This is a genomic window from Mumia quercus (genome assembly GCF_025506335.1).
In the GTDB taxonomy this organism is placed as follows: domain Bacteria; phylum Actinomycetota; class Actinomycetes; order Propionibacteriales; family Nocardioidaceae; genus Mumia; species Mumia quercus.
This window is the reverse complement of record NZ_JANZYO010000002.1, coordinates 225,413-249,256: the sequence shown is the minus strand read 5'-3', so window position 1 is coordinate 249,256 and position 23,844 is coordinate 225,413. Positions and strand designations below refer to the sequence as shown.

19 protein-coding genes are annotated in these 23,844 nt (G+C 71.6%); 14 read left to right on the top strand and 5 right to left on the bottom strand.

Annotated features, from left to right (window positions below; all coding sequences use genetic code 11):
* Positions 1-88 precede the first annotated feature (88 nt).
* From smc to NYZ95_RS04555, 3 genes are all read left to right on the top strand, one after another.
* Positions 89-3,646, top strand: a complete 3,558-nt coding sequence (smc, locus tag NYZ95_RS04565) for a chromosome segregation protein SMC (protein WP_262849163.1) — start codon at positions 89-91, stop codon at positions 3,644-3,646.
* Between the two features lie 17 nt (positions 3,647-3,663).
* Positions 3,664-4,095, top strand: coding sequence for an acyl-CoA thioesterase (locus NYZ95_RS04560; protein WP_262849161.1), 432 nt, complete (start codon positions 3,664-3,666; stop codon positions 4,093-4,095).
* Positions 4,096-4,181: 86 nt separating this feature from the next.
* Positions 4,182-5,165 carry a hypothetical protein gene (locus tag NYZ95_RS04555; protein ID WP_262849159.1) on the top strand — a complete coding sequence of 328 codons (984 nt, stop codon included), beginning with the start codon at positions 4,182-4,184 and terminating at the stop codon, positions 5,163-5,165.
* On the opposite strand, the gene NYZ95_RS04550 is transcribed toward NYZ95_RS04555, so the two are convergent.
* A complete protein-coding gene (locus NYZ95_RS04550; RefSeq protein WP_262849157.1) occupies positions 5,117-5,683 on the bottom strand; it encodes a GNAT family N-acetyltransferase in 567 nt (188 codons plus the stop codon). The two genes, NYZ95_RS04555 and NYZ95_RS04550, sit on opposite strands and share 49 nt — an antisense overlap.
* Before the next feature lie 149 nt (positions 5,684-5,832).
* Here NYZ95_RS04550 and NYZ95_RS04545 point away from each other — a divergent pair, with 149 nt between their 5' ends.
* Together NYZ95_RS04545 and NYZ95_RS04540 are read left to right on the top strand one after the other, a co-directional pair.
* Positions 5,833-6,279, top strand: a complete 447-nt coding sequence (locus tag NYZ95_RS04545) for an aromatic ring-opening dioxygenase LigA (RefSeq protein ID WP_262849155.1) — start codon at positions 5,833-5,835, stop codon at positions 6,277-6,279.
* 121 nt (positions 6,280-6,400) lie between these two features.
* The gene (locus NYZ95_RS04540; RefSeq protein ID WP_262849153.1) at positions 6,401-6,625 is read left to right on the top strand and encodes a hypothetical protein; all 225 of its coding nucleotides are present in this window, start codon (positions 6,401-6,403) and stop codon (positions 6,623-6,625) included.
* Here NYZ95_RS04540 and NYZ95_RS04535 read toward each other — a convergent pair.
* A complete protein-coding gene (locus NYZ95_RS04535) occupies positions 6,576-7,472 on the bottom strand; it encodes a M56 family metallopeptidase (RefSeq protein WP_262849150.1) in 897 nt (298 codons plus the stop codon). The genes NYZ95_RS04540 and NYZ95_RS04535 overlap by 50 nt on opposite strands.
* Entirely contained in the window at positions 7,469-7,876 is a 408-nt protein-coding gene (locus tag NYZ95_RS04530) for a BlaI/MecI/CopY family transcriptional regulator (RefSeq protein ID WP_308212222.1), read from the bottom strand. The genes NYZ95_RS04535 and NYZ95_RS04530 overlap by 4 nt, the downstream gene beginning before the upstream one ends.
* A 177-nt stretch (positions 7,877-8,053) precedes the next feature.
* Between NYZ95_RS04530 and NYZ95_RS04525 the strand changes: the two genes are divergently transcribed.
* Genes NYZ95_RS04525 through ftsY form a run of 5 tightly spaced genes read left to right on the top strand, consistent with a single transcriptional unit; the run spans position 8,054 to position 15,024 of the window.
* Positions 8,054-9,466, top strand: coding sequence for a cytochrome ubiquinol oxidase subunit I (locus NYZ95_RS04525; RefSeq protein WP_262849148.1), 1,413 nt, complete (start codon positions 8,054-8,056; stop codon positions 9,464-9,466).
* A gap of 15 nt (positions 9,467-9,481) precedes the next feature.
* Positions 9,482-10,501, top strand: coding sequence for a cytochrome d ubiquinol oxidase subunit II (gene cydB, locus NYZ95_RS04520; protein WP_262849146.1), 1,020 nt, complete (start codon positions 9,482-9,484; stop codon positions 10,499-10,501).
* Positions 10,498-12,192, top strand: a complete 1,695-nt coding sequence (cydD, locus tag NYZ95_RS04515; protein ID WP_262849143.1) for a thiol reductant ABC exporter subunit CydD — start codon at positions 10,498-10,500, stop codon at positions 12,190-12,192. Before cydB ends, cydD begins: the two co-directional genes overlap by 4 nt.
* A complete protein-coding gene (gene cydC / locus NYZ95_RS04510; RefSeq protein WP_262849141.1) occupies positions 12,189-13,817 on the top strand; it encodes a thiol reductant ABC exporter subunit CydC in 1,629 nt (542 codons plus the stop codon). The genes cydD and cydC overlap by 4 nt, the downstream gene beginning before the upstream one ends.
* Entirely contained in the window at positions 13,804-15,024 is a 1,221-nt protein-coding gene (gene ftsY / locus NYZ95_RS04505; RefSeq protein WP_372500450.1) for a signal recognition particle-docking protein FtsY, read from the top strand. The genes cydC and ftsY overlap by 14 nt, the downstream gene beginning before the upstream one ends.
* Before the next feature lie 136 nt (positions 15,025-15,160).
* On the opposite strand, the gene NYZ95_RS04500 is transcribed toward ftsY, so the two are convergent.
* Positions 15,161-17,044 carry a penicillin-binding transpeptidase domain-containing protein gene (locus NYZ95_RS04500; RefSeq protein WP_262849138.1) on the bottom strand — a complete coding sequence of 628 codons (1,884 nt, stop codon included), beginning with the start codon at positions 17,042-17,044 and terminating at the stop codon, positions 15,161-15,163.
* Between the two features lie 226 nt (positions 17,045-17,270).
* Between NYZ95_RS04500 and NYZ95_RS04495 the strand changes: the two genes are divergently transcribed.
* The 4 genes from NYZ95_RS04495 to ffh all read left to right on the top strand — a co-directional run bounded on the left by NYZ95_RS04495 (position 17,271) and on the right by ffh (position 22,907).
* Positions 17,271-18,644, top strand: coding sequence for an ammonium transporter (locus tag NYZ95_RS04495; protein WP_262849136.1), 1,374 nt, complete (start codon positions 17,271-17,273; stop codon positions 18,642-18,644).
* A complete protein-coding gene (locus tag NYZ95_RS04490; RefSeq protein ID WP_262849134.1) occupies positions 18,641-18,979 on the top strand; it encodes a P-II family nitrogen regulator in 339 nt (112 codons plus the stop codon). The genes NYZ95_RS04495 and NYZ95_RS04490 overlap by 4 nt, the downstream gene beginning before the upstream one ends.
* Positions 18,976-21,225, top strand: a complete 2,250-nt coding sequence (locus NYZ95_RS04485) for a [protein-PII] uridylyltransferase (protein WP_262849950.1) — start codon at positions 18,976-18,978, stop codon at positions 21,223-21,225. Before NYZ95_RS04490 ends, NYZ95_RS04485 begins: the two co-directional genes overlap by 4 nt.
* A 122-nt stretch (positions 21,226-21,347) precedes the next feature.
* Positions 21,348-22,907, top strand: a complete 1,560-nt coding sequence (gene ffh / locus NYZ95_RS04480) for a signal recognition particle protein (protein ID WP_262849131.1) — start codon at positions 21,348-21,350, stop codon at positions 22,905-22,907.
* On the opposite strand, the gene NYZ95_RS04475 is transcribed toward ffh, so the two are convergent.
* Positions 22,904-23,833: a hydroxymethylglutaryl-CoA lyase gene (locus tag NYZ95_RS04475; protein WP_262849129.1), complete on the bottom strand. Its 930-nt coding sequence runs from the start codon at positions 23,831-23,833 to the stop codon at positions 22,904-22,906. The genes ffh and NYZ95_RS04475 overlap by 4 nt on opposite strands.
* Positions 23,834-23,844: the final 11 nt, after the last annotated feature.

Genomic DNA, 23,844 nt, shown 5'->3' with positions numbered 1-23,844 from the left:
CGCTGAGACCGGCATCCTTCCCCGCTGCCCGCAGCCGCCCGGCTGCACCTCAGCGCCGTCCGACCGTCGTCGTGCGAAGGAGCATGGCTTGCACCTCAAGAGCCTGACGCTGCGTGGGTTCAAGTCCTTCGCGTCCGCCACCCACCTCCAGCTCGAGCCCGGCATCACCTGTGTCGTCGGACCCAACGGCTCCGGCAAGTCCAACGTCGTCGACGCCCTCGCGTGGGTCATGGGCGAGCAGGGAGCGAAGTCCCTGCGTGGCGGCAAGATGGAGGACGTCATCTTCGCCGGCACCTCCGGCCGCGCCCCGCTGGGCCGTGCCGAGGTCGTCCTCACGATCGACAACTCCGACGGCGCGCTGCCGATCGACTACGCCGAGGTCACGATCTCGCGGACGATGTTCCGCAACGGCGGCTCCGAGTACGCCATCAACGGCAACCACTGTCGTCTCCTCGACGTCCAGGAGCTCCTCAGCGACTCCGGCATCGGTCGGGAGATGCACGTCATCGTCGGCCAGGGCCAGCTCGACTCGGTCCTGCACGCCTCGCCGGAGGACCGTCGCGGCTTCGTCGAAGAGGCGGCGGGCGTCCTCAAGCACCGCAAGCGCAAGGAGAAGGCGCTCCGCAAGCTCGAGGCCACCGAGGGCAACCTGACGCGGCTCCAGGACCTCCTCGCCGAGATCCGCCGCCAGCTCAAGCCTCTCGGGCGGCAGGCCGAGGTGGCCCGCAAGGCCGCCGTCGTCCAGGCCGACGTCCGTGACGCGCGAGCCCGTCTCCTCGCCGACGACGTCGTGCGGGCGCGCGAGCAGCTGCAGTCAGAGCTCGCGGACGAGGAGGCCCTGCGGCTGAAGCGGACCGCGGTCGAAGGCTCCGTCGCCGCCATGCGTACCGAGGAGGCCGCGCTCGAGGACGCGCTGCGCGAGGACGCGCCGCGGCTCCAGGCCGCCCAGGACACCTGGTACGGCCTGAACAACCTCCGTGACCGCGTCCAGGGCACGGCAAGCCTCGCCGCCGAGCGGGTGCGCAACGCCGCCGCGATGCCGACCGACGAGCGCCGGGGCCGGGACCCCGAGGAGCTCGAGGAGGAGGCCGGCCGCTTCGAGGCTCAGGAGAAGGCGATCTCCGAGGAGGTCGCCGGCGCCGAGAAGGGCCTCGAGGACGCCATCGCCGTACGCAAGGCCGCCGAGGCTGCGTACCAGGCGGAGGAGCGGCGCATCGCCGACCTCCTGCGCGCCGCGTCCGACCGTCGAGAGGGCCTGGCCCGTCTGACGGGGCAGGTCAACACCCTGCGGACGCGCGTGCTCGCGGCCGAGGAGGAGATCGGCCGGCTCGAGGAGAACCGCGACCTCGCTGAGAAGCGCGCCGAGCGTGCCCAGCACGAGTTCACCGTCGCGGAGACGCAGGTGGCCGGGCTCGACTCCGGCGAGACCGGCCTCACCGCCGAGATCGAGGGCGCCGAGGCTGCGCTCGCCGACCTCACCGACCAGCTCGCCAAGACCACGGACGCGGTGCACGCCGCCGACCGCGAGCGCGCCGGGCTCGAGGCGCGCAAGGAGGCCCTCGAGATGGGCCTCTCCCGCAAGGACGGCGCGGGAGCGGTCCTCGGGGCTGCCGAGCGCCTGGGCGGTGTCCTGGGCTCCGTCGCCGCCGTCGTCACCGTACGGACCGGCTACGAGGCTGCGGTCGCCGCTGCCCTCGGCCCTGCCGCCGATGCCGTCGCCGTCGACGACCTCCGGACCGCACTGACCGCCGTCGACGCGCTCAAGACGAGCGAGGACGGGCGCGCGGGCCTCGTCGTGGGGTCGGCGCCCGAGCCTGTGCGGAGTGGCTGGCCGGCACTGCCCGGCGGTGCCGCGTACGCGGTCGACGTCGTCGAGGCGCCCAGGGGCGTGCTCGCCGCGCTGGGCCGCCTCCTCGACCGGGTCGCGGTCGTCGACGACCTCGCCGCGGCCCGTGACCTCGTCGAGCGCGAGCCGTCGGTGACGGCGGTGACCCGCGACGGAGACGTCGTCGGCAGCCACTACGTCGCCGGCGGGTCCCAGGACGTCCCGAGCCTCATCGAAGTGCAGGCGGCCGTCGACCACGCTGCCGAAGGGCTGCGCGACGTGGCGCGACGTCGTACGGAGCTCGACGCCGAGGTCGCCCGCCTGAAGACGCAGCGCGACGAGGCCAAGCAGCGGCTCGACGTCGCGACGGCGAAGCGGCGCGAGTCGGAGGCGAAGGCCAACGCCCTCACCGAGAAGCTTGCCCAGCTCGGCTCGACGGTGAAGGCGGCCCGCGACGAGGCGGCACGTCTCGCGCAGGCCATCGCGAACGCGCAGAAGGCCCGCGACGATGCGTCGTCCGGGCTCGCCTCGCTCGAGCAGCGGCTGGCCGACGCCGAGAGCGCTCCCGAGGAGGAGCCCGACACCGCTCCTCTCGACCAGCTCGGGGAGGTCGCGAAGCAGCGGCGCGCCGAGGAGACCGAGGCACGCCTCGCCCTCCGGACGAGCGAGGAGCGCGCCCGCGCGATCTCCGGCCGTGCCGCAGGGCTGCGCCGTCGCGCCGCCGAGGAGCGTGCCGCGCGCGAGCGTGACCGTGCCCGACGCGAGCGCATGCGCCGCGAGGGTGCCGCCGCGCGGGCGGTGGGCGAGGCGACGCAGGTGGTCCTGGAGCACCTCGCGGTGTCGCTCGCCGCGGCCAAGACGGCGCGGGACGCGATCACGTCGGCTCGGGCCGAGCGTGAGCAGAAGCTCGCCGACGTACGACGACAGCTGCGCGACCTCTCCGTCGAGCTCGCGCGCCTGACCGACTCGGTGCACCGCGACGAGGTCGCCCGTGCCGAGCAGCGGCTGCGGATCGAGGCGCTGGAGACGCGGGCGCTGGAGGAGATCGGCATCGAGGCCGACGCGCTCGTCGCGGAGTACGGACCTGAGGCGCTCGTGCCCGTACCCCGTCCGGCCGACGCCGCCGAGGACGAGCCCGACCCCGAGCCGGTCCCGTACGTGAGGTCCGAGCAGGAGAAGCGGCTCAAGGCCGCCGAGAAGGCCCTCGCGCTGCTGGGCAAGATCAACCCGCTGGCGCTGGAGGAGTTCTCGGCGCTCGAGGAGCGGCACAAGTTCCTCTCGGAGCAGCTCGAGGACCTCCGCAAGACCCGCAAGGACCTCCTCGACATCGTGACCGAGGTCGACCAGCGCGTGGAGCAGGTGTTCACCAGCGCCTGGGAGGACGTGAGCCGCGAGTTCGAGGGCGTGTTCTCGCGCCTGTTCCCCGGCGGCGAGGGGCGGCTGGTCCTCACCGACCCGTCGTCCATGCTCACGACCGGCATCGAGGTCGAGGCGCGTCCCCCGGGCAAGAAGGTGAAGCGCCTGTCGCTGCTCTCCGGTGGCGAGCGGTCGCTGGTCGCGGTCGCCTTCCTGGTGGCGCTGTTCAAGGCACGGCCCAGCCCGTTCTACATCCTCGACGAGGTCGAGGCGGCGCTCGACGACACCAACCTCGGACGTCTGCTCGAGATCTACGAGGAGCTGCGCGAGAACAGCCAGCTCATCGTGATCACGCACCAGAAGCGCACGATGGAGGTCGCCGACGCCCTGTACGGCGTGTCGATGCGCGGTGACGGCGTCTCGGCCGTGATCAGTCAGCGGATGCGCGAGGCCGAGCCGGCCTAGGCCGCTATCGTCGGCGCGTGAGCGAGACTCTCCCGACACGCGACGACTTCCCGGTGCTGCGACGGATCACGACGCGCTGGTCCGACGAGGACGTGTACGGCCACGTGAACAACGTGACGTACTACTCGTACTTCGACACGGCGGTGAACGGCTACCTCATCGAGGCGACCGGCACCGACATCCGTCGGCTCGACGCGATCGGGCTCGTGGTCGAGACCGGCTGCCGGTTCAAGCGCGAGCTCGGCTTCCCGGCGGACGTCGAGGTCGGGCTCGCGGTCGAGAAGCTCGGCACCTCCTCGATCGTCTACGAGATCGGGCTCTTCCAGGGCGAGGTGCCAGAGCCCGCCGCGATCGGGCGGTTCGTCCACGTCTACGTCACCCGCGCGGGCCGCGAGGTCACGCCGGTGCCGGACGCGATCCGTACGGTGGTGGCTCCGCTGGTGCGGTGACCCGCGAGGACGACGGTTTCCGGCGCGGTCGTCCGCCAGCCCCTAGGGTGTCGTTCGCAGGAGCAAACACATCCATCGGGGGAGCAATGAAGCGTCTGCTGAGCAACTATCGCGTGGCGGGGGAGACGATCCTCGTCGTCGCCGTCCTGGTCGTCATCCGGGCCGTCCTGTGGTCGGTCGGTGTCACGGGGATGGAGACGACGCCACTGGCCTCGAGCATCATCGGCGGCGGCGTGTTCGTCATGGGTCTCGTCGTCGCGGGGACGCTCTCGGACTACCGCGACGCCGAGCGTGCGCCGACCGACGTCGCCGCCAGCCTCTATACGTTCTTGCGTGAGGGCGAGGCCATGAGCGCGGTGTGGGGCAAGCCCGACCTGCCGACCCTCCGTCAGCGGCTGATCTCCGTCGTCACCGGCCTGCGCGCCGACATCAACGACGGGACCGGGCGCGAGTGCCAGAACGCGGTCGAGGAGCTGGGCGACTCGCTGCTCGAGCTCGAGGAGTCCGACGTCCCCGCCAACTACATCGTCCGGCTGCGCTCGGAGCAGGCGGCGCTGCGCAAGTCGACGCTGCGGGTCTACCACATCCAGCGCGAGGAGTTCCTGCCGTCGGCCAAGGCGATGATCACCAGCCTCGTCGCGATCATCCTCGTGATGCTGATGTTCACCGACATGGGCGGGTACGTCGAGTCGCTGGTGACGGTCGGGTTCCTGTCGTTCTTCTTCGTCTACCTGCTGCGGATCATCGACGTGATCGACAAGCCGTTCAAGGTCGGCCAGGAGCGCACGGACGACGACGTCAGCCTCTTCCTGCTGACCGAGTTCGTGGTGCACGCGCACGCGGGCGAGGCGAGCGGAGACCTGTCCGGTGCCGACGTCGCCGCGCGCGCCGAGGTCATCGAGGAGCGGCTCACCGAGGTCGAAGAGGCGCAGGCCGCGGCCGACGAGGCGGCAGAGGCGGGCGAGGCGCCGGAGGTCGACGAGGAGGCGGCGCGCGCCGCTGCGGCCGAGATCGTCGAGAGCTACCCTGCCGAGTCCCCGGGAACCGGCGACGACGCACGGCGCGGCTGAGGACGGCGTACCGGCCTGTCGTACACGAGCTCGAGCCCGTCCTCCTCGTCCCACTGCTCGCCGACGTGGACGAACCCGTACGGCAGCGCGAGGTCGCGAGACGCGGTGTTGTCGGGGGCGATCGTCACGCGCACGACCTGGACGGCCGGGTCGGCGTCGGCCCGGTCCACCAGCGTCGCCAGGGCGGCCCGGGCGTAGCCGCGGCGGCGGTGCGGAGGATCGATCTCGTACCCGATCTCGACCATCCCGTCGTCGTCGGGCGGTCCGTGGAACCCGGCCCGCCCGACGGCGATCTCGGCGTCCTCGTCCCAGACCGCGCCGGTCACCCACGCGGCAGCGGCGGGGTCCTCGACGACCTGGCGAGCCCGCAGCCGCCAGACCGCCCGGAAGCTGTCGGCGACGAACCCCTCGGACAACGGCACGGGCGAGGTCGCGTTGGCGGCGTGGAGGTCGCCGTCGGCCAGCGCGGCGAGCGTTGACGGGGGAAGGTGCACGATGCGGACGCGGGGGAGAGGCACCCGCCGAGCGTACGCAGGGCGCCGCCGCGGGTCGAACACGTTTGCGGCTCAGTATCGCGCTCGTCGGCGCGGTGGATTGCCAGCGCCGGTGCGCGGCGATAGGTCAGAGGTGTCAGCAGAACGAGATCCGACCCTTCGAAGGGACCGTCATGCGCAAGACAGCCTCCATCGCCTCGATCATTCTGGGTGCTCTGATGATCGTGGCCTCGATCGCCACCTGGGTGGTCGTCTCCACGACCTTGTCCGACCAGAAGATCACCGTCGCCGACGATGCCGACTGCGCCGCAGGTGACCCGGTCCGGGGTCCGATCAGCGCCTACTGCCAGGCGAAGGTCATCGACAAGCACACGCTCGACATCACTGGCGGGAAGACGTACGCCGAGCTCGACCGCGAGGACCCGCTGCGCGAGACCGCGATGGACTCGGCCTTCCTGCAGGCGTCGCTGTTCACGTCCGTCCTCGCGTTCGGCGTGGCCGCGATGGCGGCGGCGGTGGGCCTGCTCTTCATCCTCATCGGGCTCGGCATCCGTGACGTCAGCAGTCGCGCTGGGGGGACGAAGAGCGACCCCGTGCTCGACGACCGAACGGGGGCGTGAGCCGGGTCGTCGTGCCCCGATCCGACGAACGGCCGACGGTATGAGAACCTGAAGCAGTCCGAATGAGACCGATCCGGGGGGTTCTCACTTCATGTCGCCGGCCATCGTCATCGTGCCCGTCATGCTGCTCATCGTCCTTGCCGCCGTCCTGCTCGCGGCCGTGCTCGCCTACCCCTACCAGGGGAAGCGCCTGCCCGAGAACCTGCCCGCCGCAGAGCCGCTCGATCGCTTTCTCGAGTCGCTCGCGCAGCGGGCGGGGATCGGACGTCACCCGAACGCACGGGACCGCGAGGACGTCAGCTCAGGGTTGCCCACGCTGAGCTCATCCAGGGCACCGCGAGACTGATCGTCGGGCCGAGCACGACGAGGGCCGCCGTCAGGTAGCACGCAGCTGCCTCGCGGCGGCCCTTCCCGTCTTCCTCGAGCCGCTCGATCCGGCGTACGAGGGTCGTCGTGGCGCCGAGCGTCCCGGCCGGGGCGGGCTGGGTGCCGATCTTGACGAGCGCACGCGCCAGGGGAGTGGTGCCGCTCGCGCGCCGCGCGTGGTCGTCGGCCAGCAGCTCGACGAGGACCCGGGTCGAGTCGAGCGCGGCGTCGCTGCGCAGCACCCGGGGGAAGGCGCGGTGGAGCGCGGTGAAGGCGTCGAGCACGAGGTCGTGGCGAGCCCGTAGGTGCGCGCGCTCGTGGGCGAGGACGGCCTCCAGCTCGGAGGGCTCCAGCGAGGCGAGCGTCCCGCGGGAGAGGACGACGCGGGCGTCCATGCCGGGCAGGCAGTACGCGAGGGGCTCGGGGGCGTCGAGGATGCGGACCGAGCGGCCGGCGGCGTCGCGGCTCGCGACCAGGTCCACCAGGGTCCGGTGACGTCGGCGGACGGCGCGTACCTCGATGGCGACCACGATCATCGACCAGGCGGTCCGGAGCACGACGACGAGGGTCAGGGCCATGAAGGCGACGTGCAGGGCGACCCGCCAGGCGTCCGGCGCCGGGTTGGGAGCGCCCTCGTGCACCACGAGCCACAGAGACGCGGAGAGGCCGGCGCCGACCATGGCGAGGATCGCGGCCAGCGCCAGCGCCTGCCAGAGGACGACCGCGGCGCGGGGCGCGCGGTAGGGCCACTCCATCCGCGCGAGGAGGGCGGGAACGGGCTGGGCGAGGGCGAGGCCGATCAGGCCCAGGAGCAGCGGGGTGGTCACGGGGTCTCGAGCTCGACGGGCTCCGCCGCCGGCGGAGGCGCGTTCTTCGCCTCGATGCGCGCGAGCGCGTCCCGCAGAGCCTGCGCGTCGTCGACGCTCGCGGTCTCGGCGAAGTGGACGAGCGCCGCCGTACGGTCCTCGCCGGCGGAGGCGAGCACCTCGTGCATCAGGGTGACCGTCAGCTCGTCGCGGCCGACCCGCGGGGCGTACGTGAAGGCGCGGCCGTGGCGCTCGCGCGCGACGACGTGCTTGCGCGCCAGGCGGTCGAGGATCGTCGTCACCGTCGTGTAAGCGAGGTCACGCGTCGGCGTGAGCAGGTCGAGGACCTCCCGTCCGGTCAGCGGGGCATCCGCGTCCCAGAGGAGGTCCATCACCTCGCGTTCGAGTTCTCCCAGTCGTGCCACGAGGGACAGTCTACGGGCTGCTACGACACGGCGTCGTACCCCGCTGGGAGATCTACGACGATGCGTAGTAGGTTGTCTCCTACAGCGTGTCGTAGATGCCCGACGACGAGTGACGTGCCGAATCGCCGGGAGGGACCGCTGGTACTAGCGTGACATGAAGTTAGCCATGGGAGAGACATGGAAGCACTCGAGTTGGCGCGGTGGCAGTTCGGCATCACGACCGTCTATCACTTCTTCTTCGTCCCGATCACGATCGGGCTCTCGTTCCTCGTCGCAGGTCTAGAGCTGGCCTGGGTACGCACGCGCAACGAGAAGTGGCTCAGGCTGACGAAGTTCTTCGGGAAGCTGTTCCTGATCAACTTCGCGATGGGCATCGTCACCGGCATCGTGCAGGAGTTCCAGTTCGGGATGAACTGGTCGGACTACTCCCGCTTCGTCGGTGACATCTTCGGGGCACCGCTCGCGGTCGAGGGCCTGCTGGCCTTCTTCCTCGAGTCGACGTTCCTCGGCATCTGGATCTTCGGGTGGGACAAGCTCTCGCCCGCGCTGCACAACGCGTGCATGTGGCTCGCCGCGATCGGTACCGCCCTGTCGGCGTACTTCATCCTCGCCGCGAACTCGTTCATGCAGAACCCGGTCGGCTACACCTTCAACGAGGAGCGCGGCCGAGCGGAGCTGGAGAGCTTCACCGACGTCCTCACCAACAAGGTCGTCCTCATCACCGTGCCCCACACCCTGTTCGGCGCGTTCATGGTCGCCGGCGGACTGGTCGCCGCGGTCTCGCTGTGGTGGCTGATCCGCCGCAAGCCGGTCGACGCCGACGCGTTCCGCTCCAGCCTGCGCCTGGGCGCCGTCACCCTCATCGTCGCCGGCCTCGGCACGATCGTCACCGGTGACATCCAGGGCAAGGTCATGACCGAGGTCCAGCCGATGAAGATGGCGGCGGCCGAGGCACTCTACGAGACCGAGCAGCCTGCTCCGTTCTCGTTGCTCACCATCGGCTCGCTCGACGGTGACGAACCGCTCTTCCAGCTCGAGGTCCCGCACATCCTGTCGTACCTGGCCACCGGCACGTGGGACGGCGAGGTGCAGGGCATCAACAACCTCCAGGCCCAGTACGAGGAACAGTTCGGCCCCGGCAACTACAAGCCGAACATCCCCGTCGCCTACTGGTCGTTCCGCATGATGATCACCGCCGGTGGGCTCGCGATGCTGATCGGCGCCTGGATGCTCTGGTCGACCCGCAAGGGGAGGATCCCGAGGAGCGACCGGCGCTGGCCGATCTGGCTGGCGGTCGCGGCTCCGCTGCTCCCGCTCGCGGCGAACTCGTTCGGCTGGATCTTCACCGAGATGGGTCGTCAGCCCTGGATCGTCTTCGGGCTGATGCGGACCGAGGCAGGCGTCTCACCGAACGTCGGCGCAGGCACGGTCCTCACGTCCATGATCGTCTTCACCCTCCTGTACGGCGCGCTGGCGGTCGTCGAGGTCAAGCTGCTGCTCTCGGCGATCAGGAAGGGGCTGCCCGACGTCGATCCCGACAACGAGACCGGCAAGCAGCCCGAAGACAAGCCCATGGCGTTCGCCTACTGAGAAGGGAGAGGAATCATGGAACTCACCACACTCTGGTTCTGCATCGTCGCGTTCCTCTTCATCGGGTACTTCGTGCTCGAGGGATTCGACTTCGGCGTGGGCATGCTGCTGCCCTTCCTCGGTCGTGACGACCGCGAGCGCCGCACGATGATCAACACGATCGGCCCCCTGTGGGACGGCAACGAAGTCTGGGTGATCGTCGCGGGAGCGAGCATCTTCGCGGCGTTCCCCGAGTGGTACGCGACGTTGTTCAGCGGGTTCTACCTGCCGCTGCTGCTGATCCTGGTGGCGCTGATCGTCCGAGGGGTCGCCTTCGAGTACCGCCACCAGCGTGACGACGCCACCTGGAAGAAGCGCTGGGACGCCGCGATCATCTTCGGCTCCTACGTCCCCGCCCTCCTGTGGGGCGTGGCGTTCGGCAACATCGTCCGCGGTGTCGAGATCGACGCCGACAAGAACTACGTCGGCTCGTTCTTCGACCTGCTCAACCCGTACGCACTGCTGGCCGGCGCGGTCACGCTGACGCTGTTCCTCACCCACGGCGCGAACTTCCTCGCGCTGAAGACCCGCGGCATCATCCACGAGCGGGCGCGCGACGCCTCGCTGCGGGTGGGTCTGGTCGCCGCCGTCCTCGCGGTCGTGTTCCTCGCCTGGACGTGCCTCGAGCACGACGAGCTGTGGGTCTGGGCGCTGTCCGGCCTGGCTGCTCTCACCTTCGTCGGCGGGCTCGTGGCCGCCTGGGCCCGACGCGACGGGTGGGCGTTCATCGGCACGATGGCGGCCATCGGGTTCGCGGTCACCGCGTTGTTCGTCGCGCTGTTCCCGGACGTGATGCCCTCGACGCTCGACCCCGCGTACAGCCTGACGGTCGAGAACGCGGCCTCCACGCCCAAGACGCTCCAGATCATGAGCTGGGTCGCGGTGGTCTTCGTCCCGATCGTGCTGGGCTACCAGGCCTGGAGCTACTGGGTCTTCCGCAAGCGGATCAGCGTCGAGTCCATCCCGGGCGCCCCGGTGGAGCACAGCGCGGCATGAGCAGCGTCGACCGCGCCGGGACGACCCGGCCGCTGGACCCACGCCTCGTACGCCGCTCCCGCGCGGTGCGCGCGTACCTCGTCACCAGCGTCGTGATCGCGACCGTGATGGCCGGCCTGGTCGTCGCCCAGTCGTGGTTCATCGCGCGGATCGTGTCGAAGGGGTTCGAGGGCTCCGGACTGGTCTCGGTCGTCACGGCGGCGGTCGCCGCGCTCGCGGTGGCGACGCTGGCACGGGCGCTGCTCGGATGGATCCACGACGTGGTGTCCGCCCGGGCAGCGGTCCGGGTCAAGACGCAGCTGCGCGAGGAGGTGGTCGCGAGCCTGCTGGACGGTCAGCCCGGCACGGGGCCGCGGCCGGACTCGACGCACGTGATGACCCTGCTCGGGCCGGGTCTCGACAAGCTCGACACGTACTTCGCGCGGTACCTGCCCCAGCTCGCGCTTGCCCTGACCGTGCCGGCCGTCGTGATCGTGGCGGTGTTCGCCGCCGACCCCCTCTCGGGGATCACGATCGCGGTCACGCTGCCGCTGATCGTCGTGTTCATGGTGCTCGTCGGCTACATGACGCGTGAGCGTACGGAGCGGCGGTGGCGCGCGATGGTCCGCCTCGGGCACCACTTCGCCGACGTCCTCGACGGCCTCGTCGTGCTCAAGGTGTTCGGCCGCTCGCGCGACCAGACCAAGGGCATCGCCGAGGTGGGGGAGCGCAACCGCGCGGAGACGATGGGCGCGCTGCGGCTGGCGTTCCTGTCCTCGTTCGTCCTCGAGCTGGTGGCCACGATCTCCGTCGCGCTGGTCGCGGTGTCCATCGGCCTGCGCATCGTCGAGGGCCACATGGCCCTGATGACGGGTCTCTTCGTGCTGGTCCTGGCGCCCGACGCGTACCTGCCGCTGCGCCAGGTCGGCACCCACTTCCACGACTCTGCGGAGGGACAGTCGGTGGCCGACGACGTGTACGAGATCCTCGACGGCACCTCCGCTGGTCGAGCAGCGGGCGAGTCGCTCGCCGCTCCGGACCTCACGGGGGCCACGATCGTCGTCGACGGCGTCACCGTCTCGTACGAGGGCCGCAGCACCCCCGCCCTTCCCCCGACGTCGGTGGTGCTCGAGCCGGGGCGCGTGACCGCGCTGACCGGCCCCTCGGGCTGTGGCAAGAGCACGCTCGTCGACGTGCTGATGGGGTTCGTCGCCCCGACCGCCGGCCACGTGACCGTACGGGCCGCCGACGGCACGTCGTACGACCTCGCCGCGCTCGACCTCACGTCGTGGCGCACCCGCCTGGCCTGGGTGCCTCAGGTCCCCGGCGTCCTCGCCGGCACCGTCGCCGCCAACGTGCGCCTCGGCGCGCCGGACGCCACCGACGACGACGTCGCGGCAGCGCTGCGCGACGCCGGAGCGCCCGACCTGCACCCGCAGCGAGAGGTGCACGAGGCCGGCGCGAACCTCTCCGCGGGCGAGCGCCGTCGGCTCGCGGTCGCCCGGGCGCTGCTGCGGGTACGTCTCGGGGGAGCGGCCGTGATGATCCTCGACGAGCCGACCGCGGGCCTCGACGCCGAGGCCGAGCAGGAGGTACGGCGCAGCCTGCGCGAGGCGCGGGTCACCGTGCTGGTCGTGGCGCACCGCCCCGCGCTCGTCGCCGACGCCGACACGGTCGTCGCGCTTCCCGCCGCGACGGGGGCGAGCGCATGACGACCGCGCGACGTCGCCTCGTCATCGGCGGCCTCTTCGGCCTCCTCGCCAGCCTGTCGTCCATCGGGCTGCTCCTCCTGTCGGCGTGGCTGATCTCGCGTGCCGCACAGCACCCGCCGGTCATGTACCTCATGGTCGCGATCACGGGTGTGCGCATGTTCGGCATCGCCCGCGCGGCGCTGCGCTACGTCGAGCGGCTGTTCACCCACGACGGCGCGCTGCGGATCGGGACGCAGATCCGCCTCAGCGTGTACGAGCGGCTCGAACGCCTCTCGCCGTCGCGGCTGGCGGCCGGACGGCGAGGCGAACGGATCGCGCGCATCGTCTCCGACGTCGACGCGATCCAGGACCGGATCGTCCGCGTCGTGATCCCGCGGGTCGTCACCGCGCTCTCGGCGGCGGTCGTCGTCGGGCTCGTGCTCGCGATCTTCCCGCTGGGCGGCGCCATCCTCGCTGTCGCGGTCCTGGCCGCGTGGTGCGGCGTCATCGTCGTCGTCCGCCTCGCCGGGGACGAGACGAACGCGGCCACCGCCGACCTGCGGGGCGCCCTTGCCGGGGAAGTCGCGCAGACCGTCCGGTCCGCTCGGGACCTCGTCGCGTACGGAGCGGCCGACCAGGCCCGCGCCGAGGTGGTGCGGACCGGCGACCTGCTCGCCGCCACCGAGCGGCGCACGGCCTTCCTCGACGGCGTCGGTGTGCTGATCGTCCGCCTGTGCCTCGGCGTCGCGACCTGCCTGATCGCGTGGACCGGTGTCGTGGCGGTCGCCGACGGGGCGCTCTCGCCGGTGCTCCTCGCCGTGGTCGTCCTCGCCCCGGTCGCACTCGCCGAGCCGGTGGAGGGCCTGAGCGCGATCGAGCAGCAGGACCTGCGCTCGGCCGCGTCGCGCCGCCGCGTCGAGGAGCTCGTCTCGGCCCCGCAGGACGTCCCCGATCCTGTCGCGCCCGCGCCGGACCCGGTCGGGTTCGACCTCCGGCTGCGTGACGTCGCTCTCGGCTGGGGCGACGGGCCCGACCTGGTCCGCGGCCTCGACCTGGACCTCCCTGAAGGAGGGGTCGTCGCCGTCGCCGGGCCCAGCGGCTCCGGCAAGTCGACGCTCGCCGCCGTCCTGCTGCGCCTCGCGGCGCCACGCGCAGGGACGATCCTGCTCGGGGGGACCCCGCTGGCGGACCTCACCGGCGAGCAGGTGCGTCGCGTGGTGGCGACCCTGCGACAGGACGAGCACGTCTTCGACACCACGATCCGGGAGAACCTCCGGATCGCCGACCCCGACGCGGACGACGTGACCCTGCGGGCCGCGCTCGGTGCTGCCGGGCTCGGACCGTTCATCGACGGGCTGCCCGACGGGCTCGACACGGAGGTCGGCGAGAACGGCAACCGCCTGTCCGGGGGCGAGCGTCAACGACTCGGTCTCGCGCGGCTGCTCCTCGGCGACCACCGGGTGCTCGTGCTCGACGAGCCGACCGAGCACCTCGACGCAGCCACCGCCGAGGCCCTCCTCCGGGACCTTGTCGCGCTCGCTCCGCAACGGTCGATCCTGCTGGTCAGCCACGACGAACGCGCTCTCGCGGCCGCGTCGCACGTCGTACGACTCGACGCGCCGACTAGGATCGTTGACCGTGTCTGAAGCTACCCTTTTCGTCTTCATCGGTCTGGTCGTCGCCGTCCTCGTGATCGGCGGCATCGCCGCCTTCGTGATCGGCTCCCGCGGCAAGGCTCTGCCCCCTGCCGACACGGTCGACCGTCGCCTCGACGACCTCCGCGAGCACCCTGAGCAGGAGCCCACGCCGACCGGCGACGGGCTCGAGCCGGCACTGCCGGAGCCAGGGGAGATCGACGAGGCCGACACCGACAACGTCGAGGGCAGCAACGTCGCGACGCAGGAAGCGCTGGCACCGGAGATCGAGAAGCCGGCGCCGACGGCCGGACGGCTCGTCCGTCTGCGCGAGCGGCTCGCCCGGTCGCAGACGTCGCTCGGCCGTGGCCTGCTGGCGCTGCTCAGCCGGGACCGTCTCGACGAGGACACCTGGGAGGAGATCGAGGACACCCTGCTGACCGCCGACGTCGGCGTCACGCCGACCCAGGAGCTGGTCGAGCGCCTCCGTACCCGGATCAAGGTCGAGGGCGTCACCGACCCGGAGCGCGCCAAGGCGATCCTGCGCGAGGAGCTGCTGACGTCGGTCGACCCGTCGTACGACCGCTCGGTCGCGGCGAAGGGTGCCGACGGTGCGCCTGGCGTCGTCCTCGTGGTCGGCGTCAACGGCGCCGGCAAGACCACGACCGTCGGCCGGCTCGCGCGCGTGCTCGTCGCCGACGGCGACACGGTGCTGCTGGGTGCCGCCGACACGTTCCGCGCCGCGGCCGCCGACCAGCTGCAGACCTGGGGAGAGCGCGTCGGCGTGCCGACCGTACGCGGGCCCGAGGGCGGCGACCCCGCGTCGATCGCGTTCGATGCGGTGAAGACCGGCAAGGAGGGCGGCTACGACACCGTCGTCGTCGACACCGCCGGTCGCCTGCACACCAAGGCGGGCCTCATGGACGAGCTCGGCAAGGTCAAGCGCGTCATCGAGAAGCAGGCGCCGGTGACCGAGGTCCTCCTCGTCATCGACGCCACCACCGGTCAGAACGGCCTCACCCAGGCCCGCGTGTTCGCCGAGGTCGTGGACGTGACGGGCATCGTCCTCACGAAGCTCGACGGCACGGCCAAGGGCGGCATCGTCATCGCCGTCCAGCGCGAGCTCGGCGTCCCCGTCAAGCTCGTCGGTCTCGGTGAGGGCGCTGACGACCTCGCGCCGTTCGAGCCCGAAGGCTTCGTCGACGCCCTCCTCGCCTGACCCCACCCCGCTCGCGAGAGACTCCCAGCCCCCTCGCGAGAGACTCCCAGCCCCCTCGCGAGAGACCCGGACGCCCGCCGGTCTCTCGCGACGTACGTGGCGGTCTCTCGCGGGTGTCCCGAAGGTCTCTCGCGGGTCAGCGGGTGCCGGCGAGGAACCGCTTCAGCAGAGGGCCCGCGGTCTGCGAGCCGGACTCACCGGTCTCGACGAAGACCGCGACGGCGAGGTCTCCGTCGGTGGCGACCATCCAGGCGTGGGTACGCACGGGTGAGCCGTACTCGGCCGTGCCGGTCTTGGCTCCGACCTTGCCGCCGAGGCTTGCGAGCCCGCGGCCGCTCCCGTTCGTGACGACCCGGCGCATGAGCGCCTGCAGCTGACGCGCCTCGGCGCCCGTGAGCGTCGAGTCGACCGTCGGCTTGGCCACGTCCGGGAGCAGGAAGGGGACGACCGTACGACCGGCCGCGACCGAGGCCGACACCGTCGCCATCGTGAACGGGGAGGCGAGGACCTTGCCCTGGCCGATCATCGAGGCGGCGTGCTCGGTCTCCGGCGCCTGCGAGGGCACGGAGCCGAAGTACGACGGGAAGCCCAGGTCCTGGTCGACGCCCATCCCGAGCGAGGCCGCCGCCGACGCGAGGTCCGCCTGGGCGACCTTGCCGCGGAGCCCGATCATCGCGGTGTTGCACGACTGGGCGAACGCCTCGGCGAACGGGACACGCCCGAGGGCGCTCGCGGGATAGTCATCGTAGTTCTTGAACGACTTGCCGTCGACGACGGTGGTGGCCGGGCACGGCGTGACCGTCTGCGGCGTCACCCCCGAACGCAGCGCCGCCAGCGCCGTCACGATCTTGAACGTCGACCCGGGCGCGTACTGACCGGTCGTCGCGATGGCCTGCCCCTCGGCGCCCGGGCCCGTCGCCGCAGCCAGCAGCGCACCGTCCGACGGCCGGATCGCCACCAGGGCGCTGGGCGGCTTGGTCCCGGCGAGGACCTTCTCGCCGAGCTCCTGCATGCGCAGGTCGAGCGTCGTCCTCAACGGCTTGCCCGGCACCGGCTCCTTCTCGAACACCGGCGTCGGCTTCAGCTCGGGGGACGGGTTGGCAGGGTCCTCGGCGGCGTCGCTGACGACCTCCACGACGTAGCCGTTGCGGCCCCGCAAGGTGTCGTCGTAGCGGCGCTGTAGTCCGGAGAGCCCCGTCACGTCACCGGGACGGAGACGACCGTCGCTCTCGTCGACGAGCTCCTTGGTCGCTTCACCGACCGATCCCAGGATCCCGGAGGCGAACGTACGGGTGGGCGCGAGCGGCAGCGTGTCCGAGACCACCATGCCGCCCTGGATCGCCTCGACGGCGCCGAGCGGCGGGGCCTGCTCGGTGCGGAGCGCGAGCGCCTCGACGAACGCCTTCGGGCCCGAGGCCGCCACCCGCTTCGCGTACTCGCCGGGGTTGATGCCGACCAGGCGCGCGATCGCCTGCGCCGAGCTCGCCTGGCGTGCGGGCTCGACGGCCCCCTTGTCGAGACCGATCCGCAGGACCGATCGCTCGGTGACCAGCGCGGTGCCCGAGCCGCCCATGATGTCGCCGCGCTGCGGGGCGATCGTGCGCACCCGCAGGCGCTGTCCGTCGGCGAGGTCCGGCGCCACCATCGACGGGTCCCAGGTCGCCTCCCAGGAGTCGTCCCTGCGGGTCAACGCGGCCTTCGTCTCGTACGCCCACGCGACGTCGGGTCCGAGGGTCCAGGTGTACGACAAGGTCGCCGTCGCGCGGTCGTCCTCCTCCTCGACGCGCTCGACCTTCACCGTGGGCTTGAGGTCGTCCATGCCACGGGTGATGGCCGCGAGCGCCTCCGTCGCCTGCGGGTCGTCGACGGGGGCCTTCGCGAGGTCGAGCGCAGAGAGTCCTTCGGCGAGGCGTTCAGCGTCCGGGTCGGGGGAGGGGCCGCTGCAGGCGGCGAGGACGCCCGCGGCGAGAACCGCGGTGACAGCACCGGAAGCGAGACGGCGTACGGAGGTGAACGACATGTCCCCATCCTTACCTGGCCGGGGTTCGGGTCCGAAGAGACACGGGTCACGCGTGTCGGCAACCGGGAAACCTGGACGTAACAGAACCCAGGGAAGTGTCACTTGCGCGAAACAGACAGTCGCCCAACGCGAAACGAAGCGCCGCGAACCTAATCGTCAACGAAGCCGACCCGGACACCGCCGTTCGATCACCGGCACTGTCGCAAGCTCTCACCCTGGAGGTTCCATGGACACCGGCCACGCAGCCTGGATCCTGACCTCCGCGTCGCTCGTGCTCATGATGACGCCGGCCCTGGCGCTCTTCTACGGCGGGATGACGCGGACCAAGTCCGTCCTCAACATGATGATGATGTCGTTCAGCGCGCTGGGCGTCGTCGGCGTCGTCTACGTCCTGTGGGGCTGGTCGATGTCCTACGGCTCCGAGGACGTGGGCGGCTTCTTCGCCAACCCGTTCGAGCTCTTCGGCCTGGACGGCGTCGAGGGCACCGGCTACATCAGCGTCGCCTTCCAGCTGACCTTCGCGGTGCTGACCGCGGCCCTGATCAGCGGCGCGCTCGCCGAGCGCGTGAAGTTCTCCTCGTGGCTGGTCTTCCTGCCACTGTGGGTCACGCTGGCGTACTTCCCGCTGGCGCACATGGTGTGGGGAGGCGGCTTCCTCTCCGGCAGCGAGGACGGCCTCGCGGCGATGATCTTCGGCACCACCGACGGTGCGGCGACGGTCGCCCCGATCGACTACGCCGGCGGCACGGTCGTCCACATCAACGCCGGTATCGCGGCCCTCGTCCTGGTCCTGCTCATCGGCAAGCGCCGCGGCTTCGGCAAGGAGCCGACCCGCCCGGGCAACCTCCCGCTCACGATGCTCGGTGCAGGCCTGCTCTGGTTCGGCTGGTTTGGCTTCAACGTCGGCTCGTACGTCGACGTCACGGGAGCAGAGCCCGTCTCGAACGGCGCTGAGGGCTTCGTCGAGAACTCCATCGCGTACGCCACCGCGTTCACCAGCGAGGTCGGTCTGGTCTGGGTCAACACCGCCGTGGCCGCCGCGGCTGCGATCATCGGCTGGCTCGTCATCGAGAAGATCCGCGACGGCAAGGCCACGTCGCTCGGTGCCGCCTCGGGCATCGTCGCCGGTCTGGTCGCCATCACCCCGGCGTGCGGTGCGCTCAGCCCGATCGGCTCGATCGTTCTCGGCCTGGTCGCCGGTGCCCTGTGCGCCCTCGCGGTCGGCCTGAAGTTCCGGTTCGGCTACGACGACTCGCTCGACGTCGTCGGCGTCCACCTGGTGGGTGGCCTCGTCGGCACGCTGGGTATCGGCTTCCTCGCCGTCGACGGCGGCCTCTTCTACGGTGACGGCATCAAGCTCTTCGTCGTCCAGCTCTCCATCGCGCTGTTCGCGATGCTCTGGTCGGCCGTCTTCACCCTCCTCATCGGGCTGGCCATCAAGGCGGTCATGGGCTGGCGGGTCGCCGAGGAGGACGAGGTCGAGGGCATCGACCTCGCCGAGCACGGCGAGTCGGCGTACGACCTCGCTCCGGCCTCCGGCGTGGCACGCCCCTCGGTCGCCGCTACGCTGACCACCACCCCTGAAGGAGCCAAGGCATGAAGCTCGTGACCGCGGTGATCAAGCCGCACAAGTGGGAAGAGGTCCGCGAGGCCCTCGAGACCTTCGGTATCACCGGGATGACCGTCACCGAGGCCAGCGGCTACGGCCGCCAGAAGGGCCACACGGAGGTCTACCGGGGCGCCGAGTACGACGTCTCGCTGGTCCCCAAGATCCGGGTCGAGATCGTGACCGAGGACGAGGACGTCAAGGACGTCGTCGACGTGGTCGTGAAGTCCGCCGCCACCGGCAAGATCGGCGACGGCAAGGTCTGGGTCGTCCCCGTCGAGTCCGTGGTGCGTGTCCGCACCGGTGAGAAGGACGAGGCGGCGCTCTGACCGAGGAGCTCAGCGCACGACGCCGGTCCCGGGCCGAGGCCCTGGACCGGCGTCTGCGCGACTGCTTCACCAAGGCCGTGTCCGACCTGCCCGAGGCAGGCGGACGCGGCCTTGCGCTCGTCGCGGTCGGGGGGTACGGCCGCGGGGAGATGTCCCCGTTCTCCGACGTCGACGTGGTGCTGGTGCACCGTACGGACGTGGCTCCGGCGCGGGTCGCCCAGGTGGCGGAGCAGATCTGGTACCCGCTCTGGGACGACGGGGTCGCCCTCGACCACGCCGTCCGCAGCGCCGACGAGATGCTGGCCACCGCCGCCGACGACGTCCGCGCGGCGCTGGGGATGCTCGACGCGCGCGCGGTCGCCGGTGACACGGCGGCGGTCGTCGCGCTGCGGTCCGAGGTCTTGGCGGCGTGGCGGCGTACGGCGCGACGGCGGCTGCCCGAGCTCCAGCGCGCCACCCGGGACCGCATCGAACGCGTCGGATGGCTCGCGCAGTCGGCGATCATGGACCTCAAGGAGTCCGGGGGCGGGCTGCGCGACGGGACGACGATGCGGGCGCTGGTCGCCAGCTGGCTCGTCGACGTGCCGCACCGCGAGCTCGAAGCGCTGCGGGCGGCGATGCTCGACGTGCGCGACGTCCTGCACGCCGTCGCCGGCCGACCCACCGACCGGCTCACCCCGGAGCTGGTGCCCGAGGTGGCGGCGCAGATGGGGTTCGCACCGGACCAGCTCGACCTGTACGTCCGCGATCTGGGTCGCCGCACCGCGCACCTCGCCACCACGACCTGGCGTCGTCTCGACGCCGTGCTCGCCGACGGCCCGCGTACCCGTACGGCCCCGGGTCCGCGCCTCGACCCGGTCGCGCCGGGTGTCGCAGTCGTCGGTGACGAGATCGTGCTGACCGGCTCGCCGGATCCTGCCGACGACCCGCTCGTGGCCCTGCGGGCGGTCGCCGAGTCGGCGCGCCGCGGGGTGCCGCTGTCCGCCGCCTCGGCCCGGAGGCTGGCGAGCGCGGCGACACCGACCGAACCGTGGTCACCGGAGGCGCGGCGGCTCCTCGTCGAGATCTTGACCGCCGGTCGTGGCCTCGTCGCGGTCTGGGAGGAGATCGACCTCGCCGGGCTGGTGGACCGCTGGTTGCCGGAGTGGCGTGCCATCCGGCTGCGCGGCTCGTCGTCGCCGGTGCACCGCTACACCATCGACCGTCACTCGGTGGAGGCGTGCGTCGTGGCCAGCGAGCTCATCCGTGGGGTGGCTCGCCCGGACCTCCTCTGCACGGCCGCGCTGCTGCACGACATCGGGAAGGGCCGCGAGGGCGACCACAGTGAGGTCGGTGCGCCGATCGCCGAGCGGATCGCGCGACGGTGGGGGTTCGACGACGCCGACGCGGCCACGATCGGCGCCCTGGTCGGGCAGCACCTGCTGCTGCCGACGGTGGCGACGCGGCGCGACATCGAGGATCCCGACACCGCCGCCAACGTCGCGGAACGGGTCGCGGACCTGGAGCACCTCGACCTCCTCGCCGCCCTCACCGAGGCCGACGCGCGCGCGACGAGCCCGGCTGCCTGGTCGGCGTGGCGGTCCGGGCTGATCAGAGGGCTCGTGGCCAAGGTCCGCGCCGTGCTGGGGGAGGCGCCCGTGCCCGACCAGCCGTCGTACGACGGGTGGCCGGCAGCGTTGCCGCTCCCCGCGGGCGACCGCGAGTCGTTCTCGGTGGAGGTGCGTCCGCACCACGACGGCTCCCTCGTGCAGATCACCGCGACCGACCGGATCGGGCTGCTCGCCGACCTCGCGGGCGCGCTCAGCCTCGCCGGCCAGCAGATCCGTTCGGCGCGCCTGGTCGGACGCGACGGCCTGACGACCAGCATCTGGGAGGTCACCGACGCCGAGGCGGACGGGGCGCGCCTCTCGCGGCGGATCCGCCAGGTGCTCGCGGGCGAGATCTCCCTCGAGGAGCGGATCGGGCTGGGGGAGGCCTCGGCGGCGGTCCCTCCGCAAGTCCTCGTCCACCCGGACTCGTCGACGTCGGCGACGGTGCTCGAGGTGCGCGCGCAGGACCGGCGCGGTCTCGTGTGGACGGTCGCGCGAGCGATCGCGACGGCGGGGTACGCGATCCGGTCCGCCCACCTGTCGACCTTCGGGCCGCAGGCACGCGACGTGTTCTACGTCGTGGGGCCGGGCGGAGCCGCTCTGTCTCCGTCGGACGCGGCGGCCCTCGCCGAGCAGATCCGCAGCCTCCCGCTCTGAGCGCTGCGGGGCCCTCGTCGTACGGCGATGCCTGCGAGATCAGGGCTGGAGGGGAGCGGCTAGGCTGGAACGGCACGTGCCGCGCCCCGCGGACCCGTCACGACACCTGAGGAACGGCTCTCTTGTTCGACACACTCCAGAACCGCCTCCAGACGACCTTCCGCAACCTGCGCGGCAAGGGCAAGCTGTCCGAGGCCGACATCGACGCCACCGCGCGCGAGATCCGCGTCGCCCTCCTCGAGGCCGACGTCGCCCTGCCCGTCGTCAAGGAGTTCGTCGCCCGGGTCAAGGAGCGTGCGCGCGGCGAAGAGGTCAGCCAGGCCCTCAACCCGGCCCAGCAGGTCATCAAGATCGTCAACGACGAGCTCGTCGGGATCCTCGGCGGCGAGACGCGCCGGCTGCGGCTGGCCAAGAACCCGCCGACCGTCATCATGCTCGCCGGCCTCCAGGGCGCGGGCAAGACGACGCTCGCCGGCAAGCTGGGCCTGTACCTCAAGGGCCAGGGCCACTCGCCGATGCTCGTCGCCGCCGACCTCCAGCGGCCGAACGCCGTCACCCAGCTCCAGGTCGTCGGTGAGCGTGCCGGTGTGGACGTGTACGCGCCGCAGCCGGGCAACGGGGTCGGTGACCCGGTCGAGGTCGCCAAGGGAGCGCTCGAAGAGGCCCGCAAGACGCTCCACGACATCGTCATCATCGACACCGCCGGCCGCCTCGGCATCGACGAGGAGCTGATGAAGCAGGCGTCGGACATCCGTGACGCCACGGATCCCGACGAGGTGCTCTTCGTCGTCGACGCCATGATCGGCCAGGACGCCGTCCGTACGGCCGAGGCGTTCCTCCAGGGCGTCGACTTCACCGGCGTGGTGCTGTCGAAGCTCGACGGTGACGCCCGTGGTGGCGCCGCCCTGTCGATCGCGCAGATGACCGGACGCCCGGTGATGTTCGCCTCCAACGGCGAGAAGCTCACCGACTTCGACGTCTTCCACCCCGACCGGATGGCCTCGCGCATCCTCGACCTCGGCGACATGCTCACGCTCATCGAGCAGGCCGAGAAGGCGTTCGACGTCGAGCAGGCGCAGAAGGCCGCCGAGAAGCTCGCCGGCAAGAAGGGTGACTTCACCCTCGAGGACTTCCTCCAGCAGATGCAGGCCGTCCGCAAGATGGGCTCGCTGACCAAGATCCTCGGCATGCTGCCCGGCGCTGCGCAGATGAAGGACCAGCTCGCGAACTTCGACGAGCGCGAGATCGACCGCATCCAGGCGATCATCTACTCGATGACCCCGGCCGAGCGTCAGAACCCCAAGATCATCGACGGCTCCCGCCGTGCCCGCATCTCCCGCGGCTCGGGGACCCAGGTGAGTGATGTCAACCAGCTCGTCGACCGGTTCTTCGAGGCCCGCAAGATGATGCAGCAGATGGCCAAGGGCGGCGGTATCCCCGGGATGCCCGGCATGCCGGGGATGCCTGGCATGGGCGGCAAGCGCGCAGGCGCCCGCCAGCAGGCCAAGAAGGGCAAGGGCAAGGGACGGCGCGTCTCCGGCAACCCGGCGAAGCGCGCCGCCGCGGCGCAGAACGAGGCCGCCAAGCCGCAGGCTGACGGTGCGTCCGCGTTCGGCTTCGGAGGCGCGCCTCAGGCCGACGGCGACATCGAGATCCCCAAGGAGATCCGCGACCTGTTCTAGGCCGACGTGGATGCGGGGGACGGGAACCAGCCTGCGCGTCCGAGCTGGGCGGGCGCCTGCGCCAGGCCGAGCTCCTCGCTGATCCACGTGCCGGTACGGGCGATCTGCTCGGGGTCGACACCGGTCTCGTACCCGCTGCGGTGCAGCAGGTAGAGCAGGTCCTCGGTCGCGATGTTGCCGGTCGCGCCGGGGGCGAACGGGCAGCCGCCGATCCCGCCTGCCGAGGCGTCGAGCACGCTCACCCCGGACTGCACGGCAGCGATCGCGTTGGCGTACCCGGTGTTTCGGGTGTTGTGGAAGTGCGCGCGCAGCGGGAGCCCGGGGGCGAGCGTGCGCAGGCCGGAGACGAGGTCGACAACCTGCGCCGGGACGCCGACGCCGATCGTGTCGGCCACCGCCAGCTCGTCAGGCGCGTCGTCGAGGACCGCCTTAGCGACGTCGAGCACCCGGGTGACCGGGACCTCGCCGTCGAAGGGGCACCCGAACGCCGCCGCCAGGATCACCGAGGTCCGCAGCCCGGCCTCGCGCGCGGCTGGTGCGATGGCGTGCCACGCCGCCACCTGGTCGTACGTGCCGACGCCCTGGTTGCGGACGGCGAGCCCTTCGGACGACACGACCACGACCGTCACCTCGTCGCACCCGGCCGCGATCGCGCGGTCGAGCCCTCGGCGGTTGAGCACCAGCCCGATCGCGCTCAGCCGCGGGTCGTCGCGGACCTCGGCCATGAGCGCCTCGGCGTCGGCCATCTGCGGCACGCGGTCCGGTCGGGCGAAGGCGGTGACCTCGATGCGTCGCACGCCCGCGTCGAGGCTGCGCCGGACCAGCTCGGCCTTGACCGAGGTGGGCAGGATGCGGGCCTCGTTCTGGAGCCCGTCGCGCGGGGAGACCTCGACGATCTCGACGGTCGCCGGCGGCTGGGTCGTCATGCACGTCCTCC